We start from the raw sequence: 23,712 nt of genomic DNA on the forward strand, positions 1-23,712 counted from the left end.
GTCTCTTCGGCTGGGCGATCCGCCGACCACGTTAAATCAAATTCTCGAATCATGAATTGTCCGCAGTGTCGTTCTTAATGTCGTTAAGAAGTTCTTCGAGAATTCCGCAACGGCAATGGTTGCGCGGACGAACAGCGGGTAATTCCGTGGCACTACAGGAGGTTCACCATGATGGCCATTGCCGCCGCTGTCGCGTTCGGGCTCGCTTTGCTGTTCGATCTGACCGATGCCAGCCTCGGTGACGAAATCACCGCAGGCACCCTCACCACCCTCGGACTGCTGCTCGTCGCACTGCACCTAGCCGGCGTCGGTACCGGGGCGCGTTCGTGGAACTGGCGCCGTCGCCGATAGCGCTCATGCCGACGCACTGAGTGCAGGCCGGGTCCGGTCGAGTCGATCGCGGCCCGCCTGCACCAGGTCCCATTCATCGAGAACGCTTGTTGACACTCGCGATCGGGCAGGCCGAAGGTTGGCCTCAACAGTTCGCGATCTTGTCAGGGGCGACCAATGTCAACACCACCGGCCGAGCCGGGCATGCGGCTGCAACGCAGCAGCCGCGAGACGAGCACGCTGATCCCGCGTCTCACCGAGTGGCTCGCCGGCCGGCTGCCGGTGCCCGCCGATCCGAAGGTCGCCTTGCGGTCCGGCATCGACAGCAACGGCATGTCGGCGGAGACGCTGGTGCTCCAGCTGAGCTGGACCGAGGCCGGCGTCGCACAGGTCACCGACCTGATCGCTCGAATGGTGCCCGCCCCCGGCGACTTCCCCGTCCTCGAGCACTACGCCATGCAGGATCAATTCGACGTCATGCGCATCGTGGCCGAAGCCAGCGACGTCCCTGTTCCGCGCGTGCGGTTCATCGAACCGACCGGCGAGGTGCTCGGCACGCCCTTCCTGCTGATGGACCGCGTCGACGGGGTGGTGCCGCCGGACGTCATGCCCTACACCTTCGGCGACAACTGGCTTTTCGACGCAACCCCCGAGCAGCAGCAGCGGCTCCAGCGTCGCACGATCCAGACGCTCGCCGCATTGCACGCCATCCCGGATGCGCCGAGCGCCTTCGCCTTTCTCGACCCGCGCCACCCCGGCGCGAGCCCGCTCGAACGAACCCTGAATCGCGCCAGGAGTTGGTACGAGTTCGCGGCCCGCGACTCCGGGCGGTCGCCGCTGGCGGAGCGGATCCTGGTGTGGCTCACCGCGAATCTGCCCGAGACCGCGGCCGCCGAGGCCGTCCTCTCCTGGGGCGACGCCCGGATCGGCAACTGCATGTACCGCGACTTCGAGCCCGTCGCGGTGCTCGACTGGGAACTGTCGACGATCGGCCCCCGCGAGCTGGACCTGGCCTGGCTGGTGTTCGCGCATCGCGTTTTTCAGACGATCGCCAACACCTTCGGCTTGCCCGGAATGCCGGACTTTCTGCGCACGGAGGAAGTGCTCGCGACCTACCGCGAGTACTCGGGCGTGCAGGTCGGCGACCTCACCTGGTACACGCTGTACGCCGCCCTCAACTACTGCGTCGTCTTCATGCGCTCGGGCGGACGGCAGGTCCACTTCGGCGAGATAGCGCGCCCGGACAACATCGAGACGTTGTTCCATCACCGCTCGCTCGTCGAACAGCTGCTCGCCGAAGTCGGCGCCTGATCGACGCCGTCGCCATCCATCGTGCCGAAATTCTTGTGGGAGCAGCATTCTCGTGATCGAGCAACTGAACGAACTGGCCTACTACTGCATTACCCGCCACCCCGCCGACGCTCGGGTGCTCTTTCCGGAGGCACGCACGGCAGAGGAGATCGGTCTCGGCGCGTGCATGATCGGTGAACGGATGACCGTCAAGGACTCCGCGGTGCTGTCCGGTGGCGTCGCCGGGTGCACGACCACCCTGGGCATCGCGGCGGCGGCCACGAATCATCACACCCGGCACCCGATGGTCACCGCGACCATCGGTTCGACGATGCAGGCCATCAGCGAGGGGCGATACGCCATGGCCTTCGGCCGCGGCATGGCGGCGAACTGGAAGGCGATCGGCCTGCCCGCGGTCACCGGCGCACAACTGCGCGACTTCGTCGGAATTCTGCGCCGCCTCTGGGCCGGCGAGACCATCATCGATCACCGAGGTCCCGCCGGTTCGTGGCCGGTCCTGTACCACCAGAACGGACTCGCCGACGCGCCCCCGATCGGCTTCGTCGCGGTCGGCCCGAAGACCCTCGAGCTCGCGGGCGAGATCGGCGACTTCGTCGTCCTGCACACCTTCTTCTCCGACGAGGCCACCGCGAAATCCGTTGCGGCGGTGCGCCGCGGCGCCGAACGGGCAGGCAAGGACCCGGACAGCGTGCGGATCTGGTCCTGCTTGGCGACGGCGAGCGACGCGCTCTCCGAAGAGGACCAGCTGCGGCGGCGGACGGGCCGGCTGGCCACCTACCTACAGGCCTACGCCGACGTGCTCATCTCCGCCAACGGCTGGGATCCCCGGGTCTGGGAGCGGATCCGCACCACACAGCTCTACCTGGACGCCGCAGCCGCGGGACCCATCGATGCGTCCGCCTCCGTCGAGGTACTCGAGCAACTCGACGCCCTCATCCCCGACGAATGGCTCGACTCGGCCGCGTACGGGACGCCGGAGCAGTGTGTGCGCAAGATCGCGCGGGAGTTCGATCTCGGCTGTCACTCGGTGATCATGCACGGGGCAAGTCCGCACGAGCTGGCGTCGGTGGTGGCGGCTTACCGAGCCGATCGACCCACGCTGCGCCGGGCAGTGGCCGCGAATCCGGGCAAGCTGTTGTGACGAGCCCGATCGGCATCGATCGGTCTGCGCTGAGCCGCTGATCCCCGGCTCAAGACTGCGCCGGGTCCGGCAACGGCGCCGATGCCGCACCGGCCGCGTGCAATCGCTGCGCGAAAGTGTGGCAGCGTGCGGCCAGCTCCGGCGGGTCGAGTACCTCGAAGTCGTGACCGAGCAGGAGCACGTGCATGAGCACGACGTCGAGGCTGGCGGCCCCGCTGATCAGCTCGCAGTATCCGTCGTCGCGGGGGTGGACCACGGCCGCCGCCGCCGGAACTTGCGCGCGCACGGTGTCGGCTGCGGCATGCACCAGAAAGCGGGCCTGGTGTGGGTACGCCCGGCTTGCCACGCCTTCCTGCACGTAGCTCGCCGCATCCGGCATGGCGCGCGGCCGAAAACGCCAGGTGCGGGCGGCTACGTCGGTGATCCGGTCGACGCGGAAGGTGCGCCAGTCGTCCCGGTCGAGGTCGTAGGCGAGCAGATACCAGCGCCGGTCCGAGGCGACCAGCCGATAGGGCTCGACTCGTCGCCGTCGCGTCCGGTCTCCGGACGGATAGTCGAAGCCCGCCTCGACCTCGTCGCGGCAGGCTCGGGCCAGCACCATCAGCGCCTCGGAATCGACTCGCGGATAACCGATGTCGAACGACTCCACCGCGCCGGCCAGCGCACGTACCTCGTGTCGTAGCCGGGCGGGCAGCACCCGATCGAGCTTGGTCAGCGCCCGCAGTGCGGCATCGCCCGCGCCGGTGACCGCGCCGCCCGCACCGACGAGCAGCGAGACCGCGGTGGCGATGGCTTCTTCGTCGTCGAGCAGCAGTGGCGGCAGGTCCTGTCCCGGACCGAGTTGGTAACCGCCGCCGACACCGTGGCTGGCGTGCACCGGATAGCCGAGCGCACGCAGCCGTTCGACATCGCGCCGGACCGTGCGCGGCGTGACGCCGAGCCGCTCGGCGAGTTCGGGACCGGTCCACACCGGACGTTGTTGCAGCAGGCCGAGCAGGGTCAGCACCCGCTCGGTCGTGCCCCGCTCGTCACCGCCTGCCATCCGCACTCCCCCAGCCTGTCCGCAATAGCGGACCGATGCTGTCCGCTAGGGGTGTCAGGATAGTCGGGTGGAGGCAGACACCTTCGTCTGGAACCAGAACCGACCCACGAACGGAGCAACCCGATGAGCCGCCAGATCCAGATCACCTTCGACGCGCACGACCCGCGAGCACTGTCGACCTTCTGGCGCGACGCGCTCGGCTACGTCCATCCGGGCCCGCCCGGGGTCGAGCTGCCGAGCGGCGCCGACCCGCTGGCCGCGTGGGACGAGTTCCTCGCACGGATCGGGGTGCCGCCGGAGCAGCGCAATACGCGATCGGCCATCGAGGATCCGGACGGGCAGGGCCCGCGCGTGTTTTTCCAGCAGGTGCCGGAGGACAAGGTTGCCAAGAACCGCGTCCATCTCGACGTTCGCGCGGCACCCGGGTTGCAGGGCGAGGAGCGGATGGCGGCGCTGGAGGCCGCGAGCGATCGGCTGGTCGCGCTGGGCGCGAAGCGAGTTCAGCGCCACGACCCCGAGCCGCCGCTGGGGGCGGGCCACATCGTGATGACCGACCCCGAGGGGAACGAATTCTGCCTGGACTGAGCGCCTCAGTACGGGATCGCGGCGGTAAGGGTGTAGTTGAGGACGAGGGCGCCGAGCACGATCAGCAACAGCAGCGTCAAGAGCACGCCGGGGACATTGTCGATGAGAGCGGGTTCGTTCGGGCGGGTGCGCGACACTGCCATGAGCTAGGACCTCCGGTCGTCGGGCGGGATGTGACTTCGCGATTCCCGGTTCCGCGAATATCAAACGGTGTTCACCTATTCAGCGGGGCGGGCGCAGGATCTTGAGCGCGGCCTTCAGGATCGGCCCCGGGACGTGATCGCGCATGTTCAGCGCCGAGGCCGCCGCTCGGCCGCGCACCTCGGTGCCGCGGCCGAACACCTTGTTCAGCGGCCCGCCCGAGGGCTCGAGGTCGACGTGCAGTGGCGGCCTGCCGTCGACCGCGCCGAGCGCGTGCGAGATAACGATGCGCTGGATCTCGCTGGTGCCCTCGAAGATGGTGTACAGCTTGGCATCTCGGTACCACTTCTCCACCGGATGGTCGGTGATGTACCCCCAGCCGCCCATGGTTTGGATGGCGCGTTCGGTGGCTTTGACGGCGACCTCGCTGGCCGCCAGTTTCGCCATCGATCCTTCACCGCGCTCGAAGGGCACCCCGTTGGCCGCCATCCAGGACGCTCGCCAGGTGAGCAACCGCGCGGCATCGATCTGGGTGGCCAGGTCAGCGATGGGGAACGAGACGCCTTGATTGTCGATGATCGGCGCGCCGAACGCCTCGCGCCGGTTCGCGTAGGTGGTCATGTATTCCAAAGCGGCCCTGGCGATTCCGAGCGCCTGTGCGGCCACCATCGGGCGGGTCTGCTCGAAGGTACCCAGCGTAACCGAACCGGACCGGGCGCCGTCGCGAGCCGCTTCGCGCCGCTTGGCCAGTGCGTGCTCGAGCTTGTCGAGGCCGCCGAGCAAATTGTCGGCGGGCACGCGCACGTTGTCGAACTTCAATTCCGCCGTGTGCGAGGCGCGGCAACCCAGTTTGTCCAGCTTGCGAACCAGCTCCAAACCCGGTGTGCCGCCCGGCACTACGAAGAGTGCCTGCCCGCGATGGCCGAGTTCCTGGTCTACCACCGCGTTCACCACGTGCACGTCGGCGATGCCGCCGTTGCCGATCCACATCTTGTGGCCGTCGATGATCCAGTCGTCCCCGTCACGGACCGCCCTGGTGCGCAGGTTGCGCACATCGCTGCCGCCCTCCGGTTCGGAGATGGCGAGCGCGGCGAGCTTCAAATCGCCTGGCGTGCCGAAACATTCAGGGGCCCACTGCAACATCTGCTCCGGTGTGGCGGCCTGGCCGATGGCCGACAAGGCCAGCGCGGGCATCACGATCGCCAACCCGATGCCCGCGCAGCCCCAGAACAGTTCCTCCATGAACATCGGCAGCGACAAACCGGTCGGGTCACCGATGAGGTCGCGATAGAACAGCGGGCTGTAGAACCCCCGCTCGGCGGCCTCTTCGAGGACCGGCCACGGGAACTCCTGAGCCTGGTCGTAATGCTGCGCGACCGGCCTGATGCAGTCCTGCGCGAACTCGTGTGCCCGCTTGGCCAGATCGTGCTGGGCCGCCGTCGGGGTCAGATCGAAAGCCATGACTAGACCTCGGTTATCGACACCATCATGATCGACTCTCCTGGCCCCCACCGGCCGCGCGCTGGGCCTCCGCCAGTTCGGCGCGGAGCCGATCGGCGGTCGCCTTGTCGTCGGCGTCCTCGGCCGTGGTGATGTCCTGCTTCAGCTGCGCGATAACGTCCTGGTGGGTCATGAATTCTCCCGTCTGCGTGGCGATCGGATGCGCTGGTGCATCGCGGTCGCGGGGTCGGTTGATTCGATCCGTGGATGAGCCGGACGCATCCGCCTCTACTGGGTGGTAACCGGCCTCGCCCTGCCCAAACACTCTGGGTCGGCGGGCCGGTGCGCCCTGTGCCACCCTCATTGGCAGCCCTCCAACGTCGCGGTCGCGAGTTCGGCTGTGACATCGGTGATTTCGCCGCGGGTGCGCAGGGCGCGGAGCTGGCGGCGGGCGCCGTTGCCGCGCTGCGACAACTCGCCGAGTGTGTCGGCGACGAACGGATAGGCGCCGAGTTCGTCGAGGGCGGATCGGGTGTGGTCGACCAACCCGGCGATCAATGTGCGGACGGGTGCGACGCGGCGGGTCAGCGGGTCGAGGCCCTCCCCGTCGAGGCCGGAGCGCGCGGCGTTCCAGTAGGCGGCGCGCAGTACCTCCGCAGGCACGTCAGGAGCGGGGCGACCCTGCTCGATCGCGGCCAGCGCGGTCAGCACGGTGGCGCGGACAAGGGTTGCTAGCAGCGCGGTTTCGGCGACCGTTGCGGGGACGTCGCTCACCCGAACTTCAACGGTCGGAAAGGATTCCGACGGTCGAACGTCCCAATAGACCATCTTTCGATCCATGATGCTGCCGCTGGACAGCATCATGTCGACCATGCTCTCGTAGTCGTCGAGCGAGTCGAAGTACGGCGGCGGACCCGCGCTCGGCCACCGCCGCCACAGGATGCTGCGCCAGCTGGCATACCCGGTTTCCGAGCCGCGATAGATCGACGAATTGGCAGTCATTGCCAGATAGACCGGCAACCAGGGCCGCAGGTGGTTGCTGACCTGCACGGCGACTTCCCGATCCGGAACCGCCACATGGACGTGGCAACCGGACAGGCCCTGCTCACGGGCGATCATCCCGAATTCCCGCGCGATGCGCTGATAGCGGGGTGTTTCGGTGATCGGGTACTGGTCGGGCACGGTAGGTGGAACCGCGACGGCGAGCAGTCGGGCACCGTTGCGTTCGGCGCATGCCGCGACGTCACGCCGCAGTTTGCCGAGCTCCTTCAGCAGTGCTGCGGTGTCCGAGTGCACCCCCGTGCTGGTTTCGACCTGACAACTGGTCAGTTCCAACTGCAACTCCACCCCGACGTCCTCGGCGGTGCGGGCCACTTCGATGTTCTTCGGGACGGGGGCGCCGGTGTCCGGGTCGGCCAACAAGAATTCCTCTTCGACACCGACCGTCGCTGGAGTTTCCATGCTCGGGAAGATGCCCGCCGAGCGACCCGGCAAACAGTGCGCCGCCGAGCATTACCGCCTCGACCCGAGGGCACCCGAAAAATGCTGGTAGGCAGGCGGATTCGCCTGCCTACCAGCCACTTGTGTGCGCGTACCCGCTATTGACCGTCGTGCTGGTGGCTCGCTTGCCGCGCCTCGTCGACCTTGGCCTCGGCGCGCGCCTTCTCCGCGGCCGCTTCCTTGGCCGCGGCTTCGCGTTCGGACTCGGCCTTGTCCTGTTGCGCCTGGCCCTCGCCCTTCAGATTCTCGTCTCCGGTGACGACGCCGGCCGCCTCCTTGGCCTTGCCCTTCACGTCCTCGACGACACCTTCGACACCCTCGCGGGGTCCGCTTCCCTGCTCCGACACAGCAATAACCTCCGACCGATCCGACGAACGACTGACATTCGGCGCGTACCCGGTATCGGCCGCCCCAATCCGCCTGTCCTCGATCGCGAAACAAATGCTTGACTCATTCCAGAAAAGGGACAAGACTCTCCGACGTGACGACGGCCACAGAGTTCCAGCAGATGTTGCGGGAAGTCTCGCTGCGCGTGACAGCTCCCCGCGTCGCGGTGCTGAGCGCGGTGCACGAGCATCCACACGCCGACACGGACTCGATCATCCGTGCCGTGCGGTCCCGGCTGGCGACGGTTTCGCACCAGGCGGTGTACGACTCGTTGCACACGCTCACCGCCGCAGGCCTGCTCCGCTGCATCCAACCGTCGCGCTCGGTGTCGCGGTACGAGACGCGGGTCGGCGACAACCACCACCACGTGGTGTGCCGGAACTGCGGGGCCATCGCCGATGTCGACTGCGCCGTCGGCGAGGCACCGTGTTTGACCGCGTCCGACGACCACGGCTTCTCGATCGACGAGGCCGAGGTCATCTACTGGGGTCTGTGCCCCGACTGCTCGGCGGCACCGACCGCCCACCCCTGACCACAGCCCAGATAACTCGATCAGGAAGGAATTCTGTGTCATCCGAAAGCCGCCCGCCCACTCCGGACTCTGAGACCCGAAGCGCAAGCGAGAGTGAGAATCCGGCGATCCCGTCGCCGACCGTCAAGGAGGGCCGCCCGCACACCAACAGCGACTGGTGGCCGGAGCAGATCGATGTGTCGGTGCTGCACGCCCACTCATCCAAGTCCAACCCGCTGGGCGCGGACTTCGACTACCCCGAAGAGTTCAAGAAGCTCGACGTCGACGCGCTGAAAGCCGACGTCGCCGCGGTGATGACCAATTCGCAGGACTGGTGGCCGGCCGACTACGGCCACTACGGCGGCCTGTTCATCCGGATGAGCTGGCACGCGGCGGGCACCTACCGCATCGCCGACGGCCGCGGCGGCGGCGGGCAGGGCGCCCAGCGCTTCGCGCCGCTGAACAGCTGGCCCGACAACGCGAACCTGGACAAGGCGCGCCGCCTGCTCTGGCCGGTCAAGCAGAAGTACGGCAGCAAGATCTCCTGGGCCGACCTGCTGGTGTTCGCCGGCAACGTGGCCCTGGAGTCGATGGGGTTCCAGACCTTCGGCTTCGGCTTCGGCCGCGCCGACGTCTGGGAGCCCGAAGAGGTGTTCTGGGGTCCGGAAGACACCTGGCTCGGCGACGAGCGCTACAGCGGCGACCGTGAGCTGTCGGGCCCGCTCGGCGCCGTGCAGATGGGTCTGATCTACGTGAACCCGGAGGGCCCCAACGGCCAGCCGGATCCGGTGGCCTCGGCGCGCGACATCCGAGAGACGTTCGGCCGCATGGCAATGAACGACGAGGAGACCGCCGCGCTGATCGTCGGCGGGCACAGCTTCGGCAAGACGCACGGTGCGGGCAACGCCGACCTGGTCGGCCCCGAGCCCGAAGCCGCCCCGCTCGAGCAGCAGGGCCTTGGCTGGAAGAGCGCCCACGGCAGCGGCAAGGCAGGCGACGCCATCACCAGCGGGCTGGAGGTCGTCTGGACCTCGACCCCGACCAGGTGGAGCAACGGCTTCCTGCAGAACCTCTACGGCCACGAGTGGGAGCTGACCAAGAGCCCCGCCGGTGCGTGGCAGTGGACGGCGAAGGACGCCGAGGCCAGCATCCCGGATCCGTTCGACGGACCCGCCCGCAAGCCCACCATGCTGACCTCGGATCTGGCCCTGCGCGAGGACCCGATCTACCGGGAGATCACCAGCCGCTGGCTGGAGCATCCCGAGGAGCTGGCCGAGGCCTTCGCCAAGGCCTGGTACAAACTGCTGCACCGCGACATGGGACCGGTCAGCCGCTACCTCGGACCGTGGGTGCCCGAGCCGCAGATCTGGCAGGACCCGGTGCCCGACGTCGATCACGAGCTGATCGATGAGCAGGACATCGCGGCGCTCAAGAGCAAAGTCCTCGAGTCCGGGCTCTCGGTCGCGCAGCTGGTGAAGACCGCGTGGGCGTCGGCGGCGAGTTTCCGCAGCACCGACAAGCGCGGCGGCGCCAACGGTGCCCGGATTCGGCTGGAGCCGCAGAAGAACTGGGAGGTCAACGAGCCCGCCGAGCTGGCCAAGGTGCTGCCGGTGCTCGAGCAGATCCAGCAGGACTTCAACGGTTCGGCGACCGGCGGCAAGAAGGTCTCGCTGGCCGACCTGATCGTGCTCGCCGGTTCCGCGGCGGTCGAGAAGGCCGCCAAGGACGCCGGTCACGACGTCACGGTGCCGTTCGCGCCGGGCCGGACGGATGCGTCGCAGGAGAGCACCGATGTGGAGTCGTTCGCGGTGCTCGAACCGCGCGCCGACGGTTTCCGCAACTACGTGCGGGCGGGCGAGAAGGCGCCGCTGGAGCGTCTGCTGCTCGATCGCGCGTACATGCTCGACGTGACCGCGCCGGAACTGACGGTGCTGATCGGCGGTCTGCGCGCGCTGGGTGCCAACTATGGCGGCACCGAGCACGGCGTGTTCACCGAGCGGCCGGGCGTGCTGACGACCGACTTCTTCGTCAACCTGCTCGACCAGAACACCGAGTGGAAGGCCTCGGATTCGGCGGAGAACGTCTACGTGGGCGTCGACCGGTCCTCCGGCCGGACCAAGTGGACCGCCACCGCCAATGACCTTGTCTTCGGGGCACATTCGGTGCTGCGTGCGGTCGCCGAGGTGTACGCCCAGCAGGACGCCGAGGCGAAGTTCGTGAACGACTTCGTCGCCGCGTGGGTCAAGGTGGTCGACAACGATCGCTTCGATCTCGCCTGATCTATCGACCTATCCAGGCCGGCCCCTTCCAGGGGCCGGCCTGGATTTATTTGCGCGCCTGAAGTATTGGGCGCAAACCTCCGGCGTAGCGGTTGCCGCGTGACCGGCGCCATCGACCGACGCGACGCACCTGCTGGCAAACGATCAGCCGACCCAACCGGCATACCGGACAGTCGGGCTGCGGGTCACTGTTCACCTGCCCGAATGCGGCGGCGCGCCCCGATATCGGGATATCAGGCCCAGCTTTGCGGTGCCATTGGCAAATGTTGTGAAACATGTTTGTCCATCTGGTCGCGCGGCGTAGATTCGGTGCTGTCTCCAAGTCCCGAAGAGTGGCTTACCCCCTTGCAGCACCGGACTTGGGAGCACTATGTCTTTTCTCGATCGTCGCGCGGCAGGCCGCCAACTCGCGCAGCAGCCGCGGCATAAACCCGATACTGCTCGGCCTCGGTGGCGGCGGTGTCGTGGTCGCCCACGAGGTAGCCGACGTGCTGCAGGCGCGACGGCGTGAAGTGTACGTCCCCCGCCCGGGTAGGGGTGGCGGTCGCGCGGGCCCGCCCAGCCACGCCGGGGCCACCTGGCTACCGCCGGAAGGCTGCGAAGCGATACCTGATCCACACTCCGACGAGGGTAAGGAGGTGAAGACATGCAGGCATTGCTGCAGCCGGGGCCCGACGGGGCGGCCGACAACGAAGACACCCAGCACGACACGCCTTGAGTAGCTCATGAAAGCTGTAGGGGCACCGCCGGTTTCGTGCACAGCAAACGGGACAGGACGTCGGCGGAGGGGCCTGCGCCTCGACGCTACCGCGGTAGCGTCGAGGCGTGGCAATAGTTCTCACCGGGGATGCTGTGAGCCTGTCCGTTTACCCGGCGGCACGGGCGAGCGGCCGGGTTCGTTGAAATGCAGGTCTTCAGGATCGGCGCCGGTACAGCTGCGAATGACTTCGACGGCCACGACCGCCAGCTTGGTATTGCGCCGTTGCGAGACATCGCGCAGGATCGCCACGGCGCCCGACCGGGTGCAGCGCTCACGACCCATGATGATGCCCAACGCCTGATCGATCACCGACCGCGAGGCCAGCGCGGCCCGCAGCTGCTCACTCAACTCCGCCTGCCGCGCGGCCGCGGTCGCTGCGGCGACGACCGCGGCGACGACCGCGGCGATGATCGTGATCAGTTGGCGGGCCCTGTGGTCGAACGCGTACGGGGTCTTCGAATAGAAATTCAGCGCGACGGTCGGGGCGCCGTCCGTGATCAGCGGCTCGCAGTGCAGCGACCGGATGCCCTCGGCCAGCATTTCCGCACGGCACTCCGCCCAGCGCCGTTCGGCGCCGATATCGGGAACCGACACCGGCGCAGCGGTATCGAGCGCCTCCAGACCAGGGCCGCACCCGCTACGGTGCTGAGCTTCCTCGATCCGCGCGACGGTCTTGTCGCTGGCGGCCACCAGGCGGACGTGGCCACCAATGCGCAGCGTGACACCGGTCATCGACTGCTCGGGCACCATTCGTGCGGCGATGGCGGCGACCTCGTCCCACGCCTGCTCGATATCGCACGCGGCGACCAGCGTCCGGGTCAATTCCTTCAAGCCCGTCGCGAGGTCGTCGGATACCAGATCATGGTCGGCCATCATTGAACACCCCTTACGAGCCTATACCGCACGCCCTTTCGCCGTGCCCCACGCGGGCACATCTAACTCTTTCTGTACAACGTCGCCTAGATAACCTATGTTCCATGACATAGATTTCTTTTAGCACCACGATCAAGAAATGGCAAGAGATCAAGGCGGGGAGCCTCTTTCGCCGGCCAAGACCGGGTTCAGCCGTCGATACGCCTCGGCGGCGCCAGACCCAAAGGTGGATGTAGCGCACCGGACTGGGCTGGATCAGCGGGATAGGCATCCTGCCCGGCGATGACGGCCCGCGCCTGTTCGGTAGGTGACACGCCGTGCAACCGAGCCAGCCGAACCAAACTGACACGCGCCTGCTCGACATCGAGGTCGAGCTGCTCGACCAGGATGCCGAGCGCGACGGCGATCACCTTGGTGCCGTCCAGTACGGCTTCCGCGGTCTCCCTGGTGCTGGCCCGGCGGCCGTCGACACTGCCGAGCGACAGAGCGATCCCGGTCAGATCGGCTAGGACCTGACCGAATTCGTTGGGTCGCTCGGTTCCCCAAGGGTCGTCGGTGTGCACGATCAACGAACCGAGCGAGGCGGTCGAACACCGCACCGGGTACGCGCGGACCGCCCGCATACCGGCGGCGACCGCGTGCTCACGGTAGCGGGGCCACCGGGTGTCGTCGGGCGCGCGCAGATCCGAGATCATCGTCACCGCCCCGTCGCAAGCGCTGGTATAGCCGGGGCCGATCGCGTGCAGCCGCGGATCCGCCGAGCGATCTTCCCGCAGTGCTTCCGCGACGATGTGGATCGTTTTCTCCGCCATGCTGTTCCGGTCATCGAGCAGGACCACCACAGCGGAGAACGCGTCGAAGCATTCATCGGCATGCCTGGCTATCGAGTACAGCACGGTGGGCACATCGAATCGGTGGCCAGCGCCGCGGTCAGCTCCGCGACGGCCAGCCGCGTCCGCACAGTGTCCATCACTGCTCACCTTCGATCCGGTCGCGGTCGCCCCGCAAGGACAGTCGACGAGCGACGATATCGGCCGCCACGGCCGCGATGGAGCGTCGCTGCGCATAGGCGTAGGCGCGCAACCGATCCAGCCCCTCGTCGGAGGGCACGGCCAGTTGCACCGCCACCATGCCCGCAGCGATGTAGACCTCGGTGCGGGAGAACTCGTCCTCGGTCTCCACGCGCTCTTCGAGTTCGCTCAGCTCGATGGCTTGCTCGACTCCGCCCGCCTTATGTACGCGCACAGCCCAATTCGCGGACAGCGTGCCCGCTACGGCGGCGGCGCAGGCCGTCGCCGACTCCTGCGCTCCGGCATCCAACTCGCCGACCGTGCTGCGGTACAGCTCGAGCACACCGATCGGCAGCCGGCTACCGAGAAGCGGGAACGCGAAGGCGGCGCGCACTCCGATGGCCAGCGCGTCCGGGATGAAAGCGGGCCAGCGCTCGGCCGCGGCGTCGTCGCTTAGGTCGGCCCAGAGTTCGACGCCCGCGTGCCGATAGGAGTCCAGGCACGGTCCCTCACCGATGACGAACTGCAATTCGTCTATCTGCTGAGCGGTGGCGTCGGTGGCGTAGACGAGTTCCCTGGCCTGCGAGGTCGAGCTCAGCACCGCCACCGCGGCCCCGTCCACCCCCGTCAGCCGCACCGCGGTCGCACACAAGGTGCCGATGCCGGTGAACAGGGAGCCGCTATCGACGGTGAACCGGGCCCGGCCACCGGGTTCGGAGCGCTCCCGCCCGGCGCCACGGCGCGGCGGGTCGTTGTCGGATGCGTGCTCCACGGTGCACTCCCCTCTGCTACCTCAACTCTAGTCTTGGTTCCCACCGAGGCGACGGCACCGGCTTCCGCGAAAACGTGGCGACCGGACGGGTCGACCTCGCAGGGTACGCGGCGGCGAAGCAGGCCGGGTTTACGGCTCAACGGCCCGGGTGGGACCGGAGAACTTGGTCCATGATCATCCGGAAAGGTTGGGTACGGCATGCAGATCGCGCGAGGTAGTCGACTGATTCGCCCCGCGGGAAACGCACCCGCAACGCCAGGACAGCAGCCGAGATGACGCGGACCGTCACCGGCAGTGCGCCGCTCGCCGCACCGAGCCGCACGCTGCGCATCGCCTCGGTGCCCGCATCCCATGTCTACGTCCGGCACCTGTCTCCCGTCGATCAGGCCGACGGGGTGGTGCGGTTGCCGGATCCGCGGCCCGCTGACGGGCGCACCGTGCCGGGTGGCTGGTGGCCGCCGGTCATGCTCGACCCGCAGTGGATTCGCCGTCACCAGCACCAGTTCGACGTCTTCCATGTCCATTTCGGCTTCGACGCGGTCGAGCCCGAGGTGCTCACCGACATCGTGGGCGAGCTCCGTGAGCACGGCAAGCCGCTGGTCTACACCGCGCACGATCTGCGCAATCCGCACCAGCCCGATCCACAGGGGCATCGAGCACAACTGGATGTGCTGATCCCCGCCGCCGACGCCTTGATCACGCTGACACCGGGCGCGGCCGCGGAGATCGAAAAGCAGTGGGGCCGAAGGCCGCACGTTCTGCGTCATCCCCATGTCGTGCAGCGCAGGCTGATCGAGGCGCCCCGCTCCGTCGATCGGTTCGTCCTACCGGCACCGCGATCCGCACCCCGCGCGCCCGGACCCGCCCGCGGGCACCCACGTCGACAGCAGCGACTTCGACCTGTTCTGGTCCCTGTCGTTCGCGCTCACCGCCGATACCTGGCGACGCATCGGCGGCTTCTGCACGCGTTACCGGGGTTATGGAGGCGAAGACACCGACTTCGCATACAAGGCTGCCGCCATCGGCGCCCGGCTGCGGTGGGCCGGCGGTGCCGACGCCTACCACCAGCACCATCCCGTGCCGGATCCGCCGATCGAACATCTCACCGATATTCTCAGTAATGCCAAGGTCTTTCATCGCCGGTGGGGGCGGTGGCCGATGCTGGGGTGGCTCGAAAGTTTTGCCGCCTCGGGACACGTCGCGTATGACCCGGCGACCCAGACGTGGAACGCACTGGTAGCATCCGCCGGCTAGGCCTGCGCCGATGTCCGGCCGGATGCGTTCAGTGCTCGCGCAGTAGCTGTCCGGCACCCTCGACACGGTCGTCGAAGCCGTGCTCACGCAGCGCGTGCCACAGGGTGGCGGCGTTGATGGCGACGACCGGCTTGCCGAGTTCGTGTTCGAGCTGCTCGGCCTGGGCGACGAAGGACAGGTTGGTGCCGACCTGAACGATGGCCTCGACGTCGGGCCCGTCGATCGACGCGACCGCCTCGCGTATTCGGTCGGCGTCGACGCGGGCGATGTCCGGTGCGGTGGGACAACGCAGGCCGGTGATCGCGGCGACGTCGAAACCGGCCTCGGTGAAGAACCGGCCGACCTCGATGTCGGCGATCGGCTGATACGGCGAGAAGACCGCGATCCGACGGCAGCCCAGTGCGTGCAGCGCGGCCCGGCAGGAACTCGCGCCGGTGGTCACGGGCAGTCCGGTGCGGTCGCGCAGGCGCTGCTCGAAGGCCGCGTTGCCCGCGACACCACCCCAGAACGTCTCGGCGGACATGCCCATGACCATTCGATCGGGTTCGGCGGTGAGGACATCGCGCACCGCGGTGTCGATGGAGGCGCGGATCTGTCCGAGCAGCGCTTGAAAGTCCTCGTCGTTGCCCATCACCGGGTTCGGGATGTACATCGATCCGGCGCGGTAGGCGATGCCGGGTAGCGCGGCGCGCCAATAGTCGTGTTCGACAACGGTGTTCGTGCTCGGCACGATCACCCCGAAGACGGCGCGCGGGCCGACGGCATTGGTCATCTGCGTACTTCCTTGGCGGGCAGCGGTTTTGTCAGCGAATAGGGTCGGCGATCCGGGTCAGCACGTCGTCGACGGCGCGGTGGGCTCGCCGCCGGTCGGCGGTCCGGTCCAGCAGCAGCGCGTCCACGAGCAGCGGCGAGACGATCGCCGTTGCCGCCTCCTCGATGTCGGCTTCGGCAGCGACACCGAGCGCGCGGATCGACCGCTGCACGGGGGCGAAAAGGTCCAGCACATACCGCTGGCGCAAGGGGACGCACTCCGGATCGGTGGACGCGGCGGTCACCAGCGCGCGCAGGAAGGCCGCAACGGGCTTGTCGCGCAGGCGATCACAGAGCAGATCTACCTCCGCGTGCAGGTCCGCCACCGGGTCACCGGTCGGCTGCGCCGCCGGATGCGGGGCGACGGAGATGAGGGCGGCGAGGAAGTCCCTCGGGGTCGGCCAGTGCCGGTAGATCGTGGTGCGCGCCACGCCGGTGACGGTGTGCAGCCGCTGCGGCGTCAACGCGGTACCGCCCTCGGTCAGCAGCAGGCCCAAGGCGGCGGTCAGCACGATCTCTTCGGTGTCGGCGGCGGGGCCGGCGGGGCGTCCTGGCTTGTTCACACAATAAACGATACATCTTGTTTTGCTTATTGATAAGCAGTACATTCTGTAGCGGAATTACTGCTCGCCCCAGGAGGACCCATGCGTCCACATGTCGAACTCATCGACGACCGCGATCTGATCCCGCACCTCGCCGAGTTCCAGCACGCCACCGGCAGCGCCGAACAGCGCAACCTCAGCTACGACGAGGAGGACGGTTCGGCCTCGCTGAAAGTCCGTTTCCTCAGCGACTGGTCCCGCCCCGCCGGGGTGCACAGCGCCGATACCGAATGGTTCGTCCTGTCCGGTCAGGTGACCGTCGGCGAGACCGAGCTCGGGGCCGAAGGTTTCTGGTCTGCGCCCAAAGGTGTTCGGACACCACCACTGTCCGTCGCCGCGGGCACCGAGATCCTGCTGTTCCGCGAAGGCGGCGACTGGGGATTCGAGCCGGCCGACACCGATCGCGACTTCGTCCGCGCAGACCAGAAGTTGGTGGTGCTCGATACCGCAGCGATGCCGTGGATCGATGTAAAAGACGGCAGCCCAATGCGTTTCGACCTGGGCGGCACACCCGTCCCCGGGCTCTACATCAAGCTCCTGCACCGCGACGCGGAAACCGGCTTCTACACCCGCCTCATCAAGGCCAAGCCCGGCTGGCGCGAGGAACCCCTGGCCCATCACCCGTGCAGCGAAGAGGCCTACTGCTTAGCAGGCGGATTCGACTACAACTTCGGAAAGATGTGGCCCGGCACCTATTTCTGGCGCCCCGCCCTCATCCGCCACGGCGACTTCACCGCCGACGCAGAGCAAGGCTGCACCTGGATCGTCCGCTCCGACGCCGACTTGGTCGACTGGTACACAAACAACGCCAAGATCGAAATCACCGGCGACCCCACCAACTGGGGTCCAGACATCCCGCACAGCCTCTCCCCCCGCCCCGTCGAACCCGTCCGCTCCCGCTCCATCGGCCAGTGGCCGACCCCCACCTACCAGTAGCCCTCCGGCAGCTTCATGATCAACCGGGATATGGGGGCGGCAACGTGCGAGTACGCCCGCCCCGATGTCCCGTTGATCATGAACGGCGGTGGAGGTAGTGGCCGTGGGGGGTGTTTTGCACCTTGCCGTCGCGGACGATGTGGGTGCCGCGCAAGAAGACGTCGGTGACCTTGGCGGTCATGTCGAAGCCTTCGAACGGGGTGTATTCCTGGGCGGACTCGGAGTCTGTGGCGCGGACGGTCCAGTGGGCGGCGGGATCTACCAGCACGATGTCGGCGTCGTAGCCTTCGGCCAGAGTCCCCTTGCGGGTCAGGCCGTAACGGCGGGCGGGGTTGGCGGCGGTCAGCTCGGCGATGCGGTGCAGGGAGAGGCCGCGTTTGCGGCCTTCGCCGATCAAGCCGGGTAAGAGGTACTCGGCGCCGCCGAAGCCGGATTTGGCGAGGAAGACGTCGTCACGGTCGGCGCCGAATTTGGCTTCATCGCGGCAGCATGCGTGATCGCTGACCACCCAATCGATGTCGCCTCTCAGGAGGTGCTGCCACAGCGCCTCGACGTCGGCGCGTTCGCGCAACGGCGGGTTCACCTTGCCGCCGATGCCGTGTGCGGTGTCGACGTCGGCGAGCAGGTGCCCGATGGTGACCTCGCGGCGGAAGTTCACGTGCGGGAAGGCCTGCGCCATCGTCAGTGCGGCCGCGACGGCCTTCGCGGAGGACAGGTGCAGCAGGTTGATGTCGGCCAGGCCCGTTTCGTGCGCGAGGTAGGACGCCATGGTGATCGCCAGACCTTCGGAATGGGCGGGGCGCGAGGCGCTGTAGGCGCGCAGGCCGGTTTGCGTACCGTCCTGCTCGACCAGCGCGGTGTAGGCGGCCATGATCTCGGCGGTTTCGCAGTGCAGCGACAGCGACAGCGGCTCACCCGTCTGCGCACGGGCCCGCTCGATGCCGCGCATCACGAACTCGAAGTGGGCGAGGTCGTAGCGTTCGTCCGGCGGGATCATCAGGAACGAGGACTGATCCGAGGATCGGCCGTGCAGGCCGTGGCCGCCGTAGAACATGAAGATCTTGAACGACGTGACGCCGAATTCCTTGACCAGGTACGGAATTTCGTCGATGTGCTCGGCGGTCATCGGTGCGAGGTGCAGGCCGTAGTCCACGTGGGACCGCCCGGCCATCCGGTCGAGGACCTCGGGCACGAACTCCCGATACGGTCCACCGCGGTTGAGGTAGTAGCGGCCGGTACGCATATAGGTCAGCGAGGTGGTGACCCCGCCCTGTGCGCAAGCACGGCTTTCGCTCGCGGTGTCGTCGGCGAGATCGCGGTAGATGCCCCAGTGCTGATGCGCGTCGACCACACCGGGGAATGCGAGCAGCCCGTCCGCGTCGACGATGCGCGTCTGGTCACCGCCCGGCAGGCCGGGCCCGATCGCAACGATCCGGCCGTCGGCAACGGCGATGTCGGCGAGTGCGGGATCGTCCGACGCGGGGTCGCCCGGACGGACCACACGGGCGTTGCGGATCAGCAGTTCGGTCGCGGGCACGGCAGCCCTCCAGTTTCTCTACGCGAAACGCAGTTACCATTTCGGCGATCATCGCAGTAGCATGCGCTGGTAGTCAATGCCGCGATCCCGTATCAGTGTTTCGCTGAGCGAAACGCGTCGCGGCACTAAGGAGTTGGCGATGACGCAACCGCTGGCCGGAATCCGAGTGCTCGACGTGGCCACACTGTTCGCCGGTCCCCTGGCGGGCACGCTGCTCGCCGACTTCGGCGCCGACGTCATCAAAGTCGAGCACCCGAAGGGTGATCCGGTGCGCAGCCACGGCGCCCAGCGCGACGGCGTCGGCCTGTGGTGGAAGATGCTGGGGCGCGGCAAGAAGTCGGTGACGCTGTATCTCGGTGCGCCGCAGGGCCAAGAGATCTTCCGGCGGATGGTCGCCGAGGCGGACGTGGTGATCGAGAACTTCCGCCCCGGCACCCTGGAACGCTGGGGCCTCGGCTATCCCGAACTCCGTGCACTGAACCCACGGTTGGTGCTGGCCAGGGTCACCGGCTTCGGCCAGATCGGGCCGTACGCACGGCGTCCCGGCTTCGGCACCTTGGCCGAGGCGATGAGCGGATTCGCCGCCGTAACAGGCGAGGCGGACGGCCCGCCAACCCTGCCACCGTTCGGCCTCGCCGACGGAATCGCCGCACTGACAACAGCATTCGCGATCATGACGGCGTTGCGCGCCCGGGAACGAGACGGCACCGGCCAACAGGTCGACCTGGCCATCATCGAACCGATCCTGACGCTGCTCGGACCGCAGATCATCGCCTACGATCAGCTGGGCGAGTTACAGCCGCGCATGGGCAACCGATCCTCGAACAACGCACCCCGCAACACCTATCGCACCGCCGACGGCGGCTGGGTCGCGGTCTCCACCAGCGCACAGTCCGTCGCCGAGCGAGTGCTCTGGCTGGTCGGCCGCCCCGATCTCATCGATCAGCCGTGGTTCGCCTCCGGCGCAGAACGAGCAAGGCACGCCGACGAACTCGATGCGGCGGTGGGTGGCTGGATCAGCAGGCACAGCACCGAGGAGGTGGTGCGCGCCTTCGAGAAAGCCGAGGCCGCAGTGGCTCCGATCTACACCGCAGCCGACGTGCTCGAGGATCCGCAGTACCGGGCGCTCGGTTCGATCATCGCACTACCGGACGCGGAGCTCGGCACCGTGCGTATGCAGAATATTTTGTTCCGGCTTTCCGAGACACCCGGCGAGATACGGTGGACCGGCCCACCTTTGGGTGCACACACCGACGAGGTGCTGGCGCGCTACGACGTCGACGAGAACGAGCGGGCCGAGCTCCGCGCCGCCGGGGTGATCCGATGACGCATCCACGGGCCGCTCACCGGCCGACAATCGTTGATCCGCTGCTCGCGGCGGTGCGTGGCGGCGTCCGGCTGATCGAATTGGGCCAGCCGTTCTTCACCGGCATGCCGTGCTCGCCGAACCACCCCGGCTTCCGGATGACGCTGGCGCGCAGACACGGTGACCTGGTGCGTCCGGACGGCGGCTCGGCCGCCAACGAGATCATCGTGACCGGCGGGCATGTCGGCACCCACATCGACGCGCTCAGCCACGTCAGCCAGCACGGCGCACTGCACGGCGGTGTCGACGCACACGAGGCCCAGCGTGGCGGCCGGTTCACCACCCACGGCGCCGAGCACCTTCCCGGATTGCTGTGCCGCGGCGTGCTGCTCGACATCGCCGCCGCACACGAAACCGACACGCTCCCGGGTGGGTACGAGATCACGGTGGCCGACCTCGAGACGGCGGCCCGGCAGGCGCGAATCGAGGTCGCGGCCGGTGATGTCGTGCTGATCCGCAGCGGATGGTCGCGACTGTTCGGCGAACCGGACGCCTACCTGGGCAAGGAAACCGGCGTCCCAGGAGTCGGTGTCGCCGCGGCGCAGTGGCTCGCCGCGCGCGCAGTCACGGCGACCGGCTCGGATACCACCGCGTACGAATGTATTCCGCCCGGCGCCGGTCACCGCGTGCTCCCCGTGCACCGGGTGCTGCTGGTCGAATCCGGCATCTACATCATGGAGCATCTCGCACTGGAAGAGCTCGCGGCGAGCGGGCCCGGTGAGTTCACTTTCCTGCTCGCGCCCTTACGCATTGTGGGCGGCACCGGCTCCCCCATCCGTCCGCTCGCGGCGGTCAGCCGATGAACGAAGCAACCATCGTGCAGCGACTCGCCGCCTTCGCCGTGTCCGCCCGCGACCGCGGCGTCGGTCCCGCGTTGCGCGCGAACGCCGCCCAGCGGGTGCTCGACGCACTCGGCAACAGCCTCGCCGCACTCGACGCGCCCGCCGTGCAAGCGGTGCGCACCGTCGTCGCGGAATGGGGCGGCACGCCGCAAGCTACGGCTCTCGGGCTGCCGGGCCGGTGGCCTGCCGCCAGTGCGGCACTACTCGGCGGAACCCTCGCGCACGCATTGGATTTCGACGACACCCACCTGCCGTCGGTCTTGCATCCCTCGGCGACGGTGGTCCCGGCCGCCCTCGCCGCCGCCGAAGCCCAGAACGCCGGCGGTGCTGCACTACTCGACGCCGTCGCGGTCGGGATCGAGCTGGCGGTGCGCGTCGGCATGGCGGGTTACGATGCGGCGCTGGGCAATTCGATCTTCTTCGAGCGCGGGTTGCACGCGACCGCCATCTGCGGCGCCCTCGGTGGCGCGGCGGCCGCCGCCATGCTCGCCGGAGCCGACGCCGATACCATCGCGCATGCGGTCGCTATCGCGGCGAGCATGGGTTCGGGCCTGTTGGAAGCCAACCGTACCGGCGGCACCGTGAAGCGGGTGCACTGCGGCTGGGCCGCGCACGCCGCCGTCACCGCGGCCGGTCTCGCCCGCGCCGGACTGACCGGACCACCGACCGTCTTCGAGGGCAGATTCGGTCTACTCCAAGCGTTCTGCGGTGATCAGTGCGATCCGGCCGCGATCCTCGACGGCCTGGGCGAGCACTGGGAGTTGCCGAAGGTGGTCTTCAAGCCCTACCCCTGTAACCACTTCACCCACGCCGGGATCGACGCGGCGCTACGCCTGCGGGCCGACGGCATCACCGCCGCCGATATCGTTCGCCTCGAGCTCGGCGCACCAACGGCGGTGCTGCGCACCATCGGTGAGCCACACGCGGCGAAGATCCGCCCGCAGTCCGGCTACCACGCCGCCTTCTCCGGTCCCTACACCGTCGCTGCCGCACTGCTCGGTGGTGGCGGTCTCGGCGTTTTCCACGAAGACTTCACCGACACCGCGGCCGCCGACGCGCAGCGGCTTGCCCTCGCCGCCCGCGTCACCTGTGTCGCGGACGCACGCTCCGACGCCGTTTTCCCGCACCAGTTCCCCGCCGTGCTCACCGCGTGGCTGCGCGACGGCAGCGTCCGCACCGAGCGGGTCGAGATGAACCGGGGCGGGCCGGGCAATCCACTGTCCGAGGACGAGCTCGCCACCAAGTTCCGCCTGAACACCGAGCACACGCTGTCGGCGGATCGCGCGGACCGGATCAGCAAGGTGGTGTTCAGCCTCGCCGATTACCGAGACCTCGACGAGCTGATGTCACTGCTGAGGAAGTGACGGGGCCGGGAACAGGCCTGCCCGGCCGAGCAAGGCAGGCACCGGCTTACCGAGCACGTCGCCGAGCCATGATCCGGTTTCGATGACCGGCTCGATCCGCACACCGGTCTCGACCCCCATCCGATCCAAGGTGTACAGCAGGTCCTCGGTGGCGATATTGCCGGTCGCGGCCGGCGCGAACGGGCATCCGCCGATGCCACCGGTGCTGGCATCCAGCACTCGGACACCCGCCGCCAACGCCGCGACGGCATTGGCGTAGCCGGTGTTTCGGGTGTTGTGGAAATGACAACGCAGATCGACCTCCGGCGCGATCGACGCCGCACCGGCCGCCAGCGCGCGTACCCGATCCGGTGTACCGACACCGATGGTGTCGGCCAGCGCGATCTCGTCCGGCCCCGCCTCGGCGACGCGGCGAATCAGTTCCAGCACAGTCGATTCGGACACTTCCCCCTCGAACGGGCAGCCGAACGCAGCCGCGATTGTCACCGTGCGCAGCAACCCGGCCTCCCGCGCCCTGGTCGCCAGCTTCGCCCACCGTTCGACACCTTCCGCAGTCGAACACCCCTGATTGCGCTGACTGAACGAATCCGTCGCCACGACAACAACATTGATCTCGTCGACACCAGCCGCCAGCGCGCGATCCAAACCGCGATCGTTGAATACCAGCCCCGCATACGACACACCATCGATTCGCGGCACCCCGGCCATGACCGCCTCCGCATCCGCCATTTGTGGCACCCGGCGCGGATTCACGAAGCTCACCGCCTCGATCCGCCGCAATCCCGCATCGACGCTGCGCCGAACCAGCTCGACCTTGTCGTCGACGGCGAGAATTTCCGGCTCGTTCTGCAAGCCGTCCCTGGGGGCGACCTCGACCAGCGTGACGTTCACAGATCCTCCAACTCGCCTTGCGGCCATG

At 67.9% G+C, this 23,712-nt stretch carries 23 protein-coding genes and 2 pseudogenes; 12 read left to right on the forward strand and 13 right to left on the reverse strand.

What is annotated here, in order from left to right; all coding sequences use genetic code 11:
* Positions 1-168: 168 nt before the first annotated feature.
* The 3 genes from DMB37_RS02880 to DMB37_RS02890 all read left to right on the forward strand — a co-directional run bounded on the left by DMB37_RS02880 (position 169) and on the right by DMB37_RS02890 (position 2,782).
* Positions 169-351 carry a hypothetical protein gene (locus DMB37_RS02880; protein WP_135231325.1) on the forward strand — a complete coding sequence of 61 codons (183 nt, stop codon included), beginning with the start codon at positions 169-171 and terminating at the stop codon, positions 349-351.
* A 156-nt stretch (positions 352-507) separates the two neighbouring features.
* Positions 508-1,641 carry a phosphotransferase family protein gene (locus DMB37_RS02885; protein WP_167768708.1) on the forward strand — a complete coding sequence of 378 codons (1,134 nt, stop codon included), beginning with the start codon at positions 508-510 and terminating at the stop codon, positions 1,639-1,641.
* 55 nt (positions 1,642-1,696) lie between these two features.
* Complete coding sequence (locus DMB37_RS02890) at positions 1,697-2,782, forward strand: TIGR03857 family LLM class F420-dependent oxidoreductase (RefSeq protein ID WP_135237305.1); 1,086 nt, start codon at positions 1,697-1,699, stop codon at positions 2,780-2,782.
* Between the two features lie 49 nt (positions 2,783-2,831).
* On the opposite strand, the gene DMB37_RS02895 is transcribed toward DMB37_RS02890, so the two are convergent.
* The gene (locus DMB37_RS02895; RefSeq protein ID WP_206055166.1) at positions 2,832-3,824 is read right to left on the reverse strand and encodes a YafY family protein; all 993 of its coding nucleotides are present in this window, start codon (positions 3,822-3,824) and stop codon (positions 2,832-2,834) included.
* A 123-nt stretch (positions 3,825-3,947) separates the two neighbouring features.
* Here DMB37_RS02895 and DMB37_RS02900 point away from each other — a divergent pair, with 123 nt between their 5' ends.
* A complete protein-coding gene (locus DMB37_RS02900; protein WP_135231327.1) occupies positions 3,948-4,409 on the forward strand; it encodes a VOC family protein in 462 nt (153 codons plus the stop codon).
* Positions 4,410-4,414: 5 nt separating this feature from the next.
* Here DMB37_RS02900 and DMB37_RS40380 read toward each other — a convergent pair whose 3' ends face one another.
* The 5 genes from DMB37_RS40380 to DMB37_RS02915 all read right to left on the reverse strand — a co-directional run bounded on the left by DMB37_RS40380 (position 4,415) and on the right by DMB37_RS02915 (position 7,837).
* Positions 4,415-4,552, reverse strand: a complete 138-nt coding sequence (locus DMB37_RS40380; RefSeq protein ID WP_167768709.1) for a hypothetical protein — start codon at positions 4,550-4,552, stop codon at positions 4,415-4,417.
* Positions 4,553-4,631: 79 nt separating this feature from the next.
* Positions 4,632-6,011, reverse strand: coding sequence for an acyl-CoA dehydrogenase family protein (locus tag DMB37_RS02905; protein WP_135231328.1), 1,380 nt, complete (start codon positions 6,009-6,011; stop codon positions 4,632-4,634).
* A 25-nt stretch (positions 6,012-6,036) separates the two neighbouring features.
* Positions 6,037-6,183: a hypothetical protein gene (locus DMB37_RS40385; RefSeq protein WP_167768710.1), complete on the reverse strand. Its 147-nt coding sequence runs from the start codon at positions 6,181-6,183 to the stop codon at positions 6,037-6,039.
* Positions 6,184-6,350: 167 nt separating this feature from the next.
* A complete protein-coding gene (locus tag DMB37_RS02910; RefSeq protein ID WP_135231329.1) occupies positions 6,351-7,451 on the reverse strand; it encodes a glutamate--cysteine ligase in 1,101 nt (366 codons plus the stop codon).
* A 137-nt stretch (positions 7,452-7,588) separates the two neighbouring features.
* Complete coding sequence (locus DMB37_RS02915) at positions 7,589-7,837, reverse strand: CsbD family protein (protein ID WP_135231330.1); 249 nt, start codon at positions 7,835-7,837, stop codon at positions 7,589-7,591.
* A gap of 161 nt (positions 7,838-7,998) precedes the next feature.
* Between DMB37_RS02915 and DMB37_RS02920 the strand changes: the two genes are divergently transcribed.
* Positions 7,999-8,409 (forward strand): Fur family transcriptional regulator, encoded by a 411-nt coding sequence (locus DMB37_RS02920; RefSeq protein WP_305036234.1) that lies wholly within the window; start codon positions 7,999-8,001, stop codon positions 8,407-8,409.
* Between the two features lie 35 nt (positions 8,410-8,444).
* On the forward strand, positions 8,445-10,667 hold the full coding sequence (katG, locus tag DMB37_RS02925; RefSeq protein ID WP_135231332.1) for a catalase/peroxidase HPI: 2,223 nt from the start codon (positions 8,445-8,447) through the stop codon (positions 10,665-10,667).
* 838 nt (positions 10,668-11,505) lie between these two features.
* Here katG and DMB37_RS02930 read toward each other — a convergent pair.
* From DMB37_RS02930 to DMB37_RS02940, 3 genes are all read right to left on the reverse strand, one after another.
* Complete coding sequence (locus DMB37_RS02930; RefSeq protein WP_135231333.1) at positions 11,506-12,303, reverse strand: GAF and ANTAR domain-containing protein; 798 nt, start codon at positions 12,301-12,303, stop codon at positions 11,506-11,508.
* Between the two features lie 185 nt (positions 12,304-12,488).
* Positions 12,489-13,205, reverse strand: coding sequence for an ANTAR domain-containing protein (locus DMB37_RS02935; RefSeq protein ID WP_167768711.1), 717 nt, complete (start codon positions 13,203-13,205; stop codon positions 12,489-12,491).
* Positions 13,206-13,269: 64 nt separating this feature from the next.
* Positions 13,270-14,082, reverse strand: a complete 813-nt coding sequence (locus DMB37_RS02940; RefSeq protein WP_135231335.1) for a GAF domain-containing protein — start codon at positions 14,080-14,082, stop codon at positions 13,270-13,272.
* Between the two features lie 272 nt (positions 14,083-14,354).
* Between DMB37_RS02940 and DMB37_RS02945 the strand changes: the two are divergent.
* Both DMB37_RS02945 and DMB37_RS02950 read left to right on the forward strand, forming a co-directional pair.
* A pseudogene (locus tag DMB37_RS02945) lies at positions 14,355-14,909 on the forward strand (glycosyltransferase); the annotation flags it as partial.
* A gap of 1 nt (position 14,910) precedes the next feature.
* Positions 14,911-15,336, forward strand: a pseudogene (locus tag DMB37_RS02950) (glycosyltransferase family 2 protein); the annotation flags it as partial.
* A 28-nt stretch (positions 15,337-15,364) separates the two neighbouring features.
* Here DMB37_RS02950 and DMB37_RS02955 read toward each other — a convergent pair.
* Both DMB37_RS02955 and DMB37_RS02960 read right to left on the reverse strand, forming a co-directional pair.
* Positions 15,365-16,108: an arylmalonate decarboxylase gene (locus DMB37_RS02955; RefSeq protein WP_135231336.1), complete on the reverse strand. Its 744-nt coding sequence runs from the start codon at positions 16,106-16,108 to the stop codon at positions 15,365-15,367.
* 31 nt (positions 16,109-16,139) lie between these two features.
* A complete protein-coding gene (locus DMB37_RS02960; RefSeq protein ID WP_135231337.1) occupies positions 16,140-16,709 on the reverse strand; it encodes a TetR/AcrR family transcriptional regulator C-terminal ligand-binding domain-containing protein in 570 nt (189 codons plus the stop codon).
* An 81-nt stretch (positions 16,710-16,790) separates the two neighbouring features.
* On the opposite strand from DMB37_RS02960, the gene DMB37_RS02965 reads away from it, so the two are divergent.
* Entirely contained in the window at positions 16,791-17,684 is an 894-nt protein-coding gene (locus DMB37_RS02965; RefSeq protein ID WP_135231338.1) for a DUF4437 domain-containing protein, read from the forward strand.
* 76 nt (positions 17,685-17,760) lie between these two features.
* Here DMB37_RS02965 and DMB37_RS02970 read toward each other — a convergent pair whose 3' ends face one another.
* Positions 17,761-19,221 carry a dihydroorotase family protein gene (locus tag DMB37_RS02970; RefSeq protein ID WP_135231339.1) on the reverse strand — a complete coding sequence of 487 codons (1,461 nt, stop codon included), beginning with the start codon at positions 19,219-19,221 and terminating at the stop codon, positions 17,761-17,763.
* A 139-nt stretch (positions 19,222-19,360) separates the two neighbouring features.
* Here DMB37_RS02970 and DMB37_RS02975 point away from each other — a divergent pair, with 139 nt between their 5' ends.
* Genes DMB37_RS02975 through DMB37_RS02985 form a run of 3 tightly spaced genes read left to right on the forward strand, consistent with a single transcriptional unit; the run spans position 19,361 to position 22,793 of the window.
* Positions 19,361-20,548, forward strand: coding sequence for a CaiB/BaiF CoA-transferase family protein (locus tag DMB37_RS02975; protein WP_135231340.1), 1,188 nt, complete (start codon positions 19,361-19,363; stop codon positions 20,546-20,548).
* Positions 20,545-21,390 (forward strand): cyclase family protein, encoded by an 846-nt coding sequence (locus DMB37_RS02980; RefSeq protein WP_135231341.1) that lies wholly within the window; start codon positions 20,545-20,547, stop codon positions 21,388-21,390. Before DMB37_RS02975 ends, DMB37_RS02980 begins: the two co-directional genes overlap by 4 nt.
* The gene (locus tag DMB37_RS02985; RefSeq protein WP_167768712.1) at positions 21,387-22,793 is read left to right on the forward strand and encodes an MmgE/PrpD family protein; all 1,407 of its coding nucleotides are present in this window, start codon (positions 21,387-21,389) and stop codon (positions 22,791-22,793) included. The genes DMB37_RS02980 and DMB37_RS02985 overlap by 4 nt, the downstream gene beginning before the upstream one ends.
* Here DMB37_RS02985 and DMB37_RS02990 read toward each other — a convergent pair.
* Positions 22,776-23,711 carry a hydroxymethylglutaryl-CoA lyase gene (locus DMB37_RS02990; RefSeq protein ID WP_135231342.1) on the reverse strand — a complete coding sequence of 312 codons (936 nt, stop codon included), beginning with the start codon at positions 23,709-23,711 and terminating at the stop codon, positions 22,776-22,778. The genes DMB37_RS02985 and DMB37_RS02990 overlap by 18 nt on opposite strands.
* Position 23,712: the final 1 nt, after the last annotated feature.

The organism is Nocardia sp. CS682 (assembly GCF_004634405.1).
Classification (GTDB): domain Bacteria; phylum Actinomycetota; class Actinomycetes; order Mycobacteriales; family Mycobacteriaceae; genus Nocardia; species Nocardia ninae.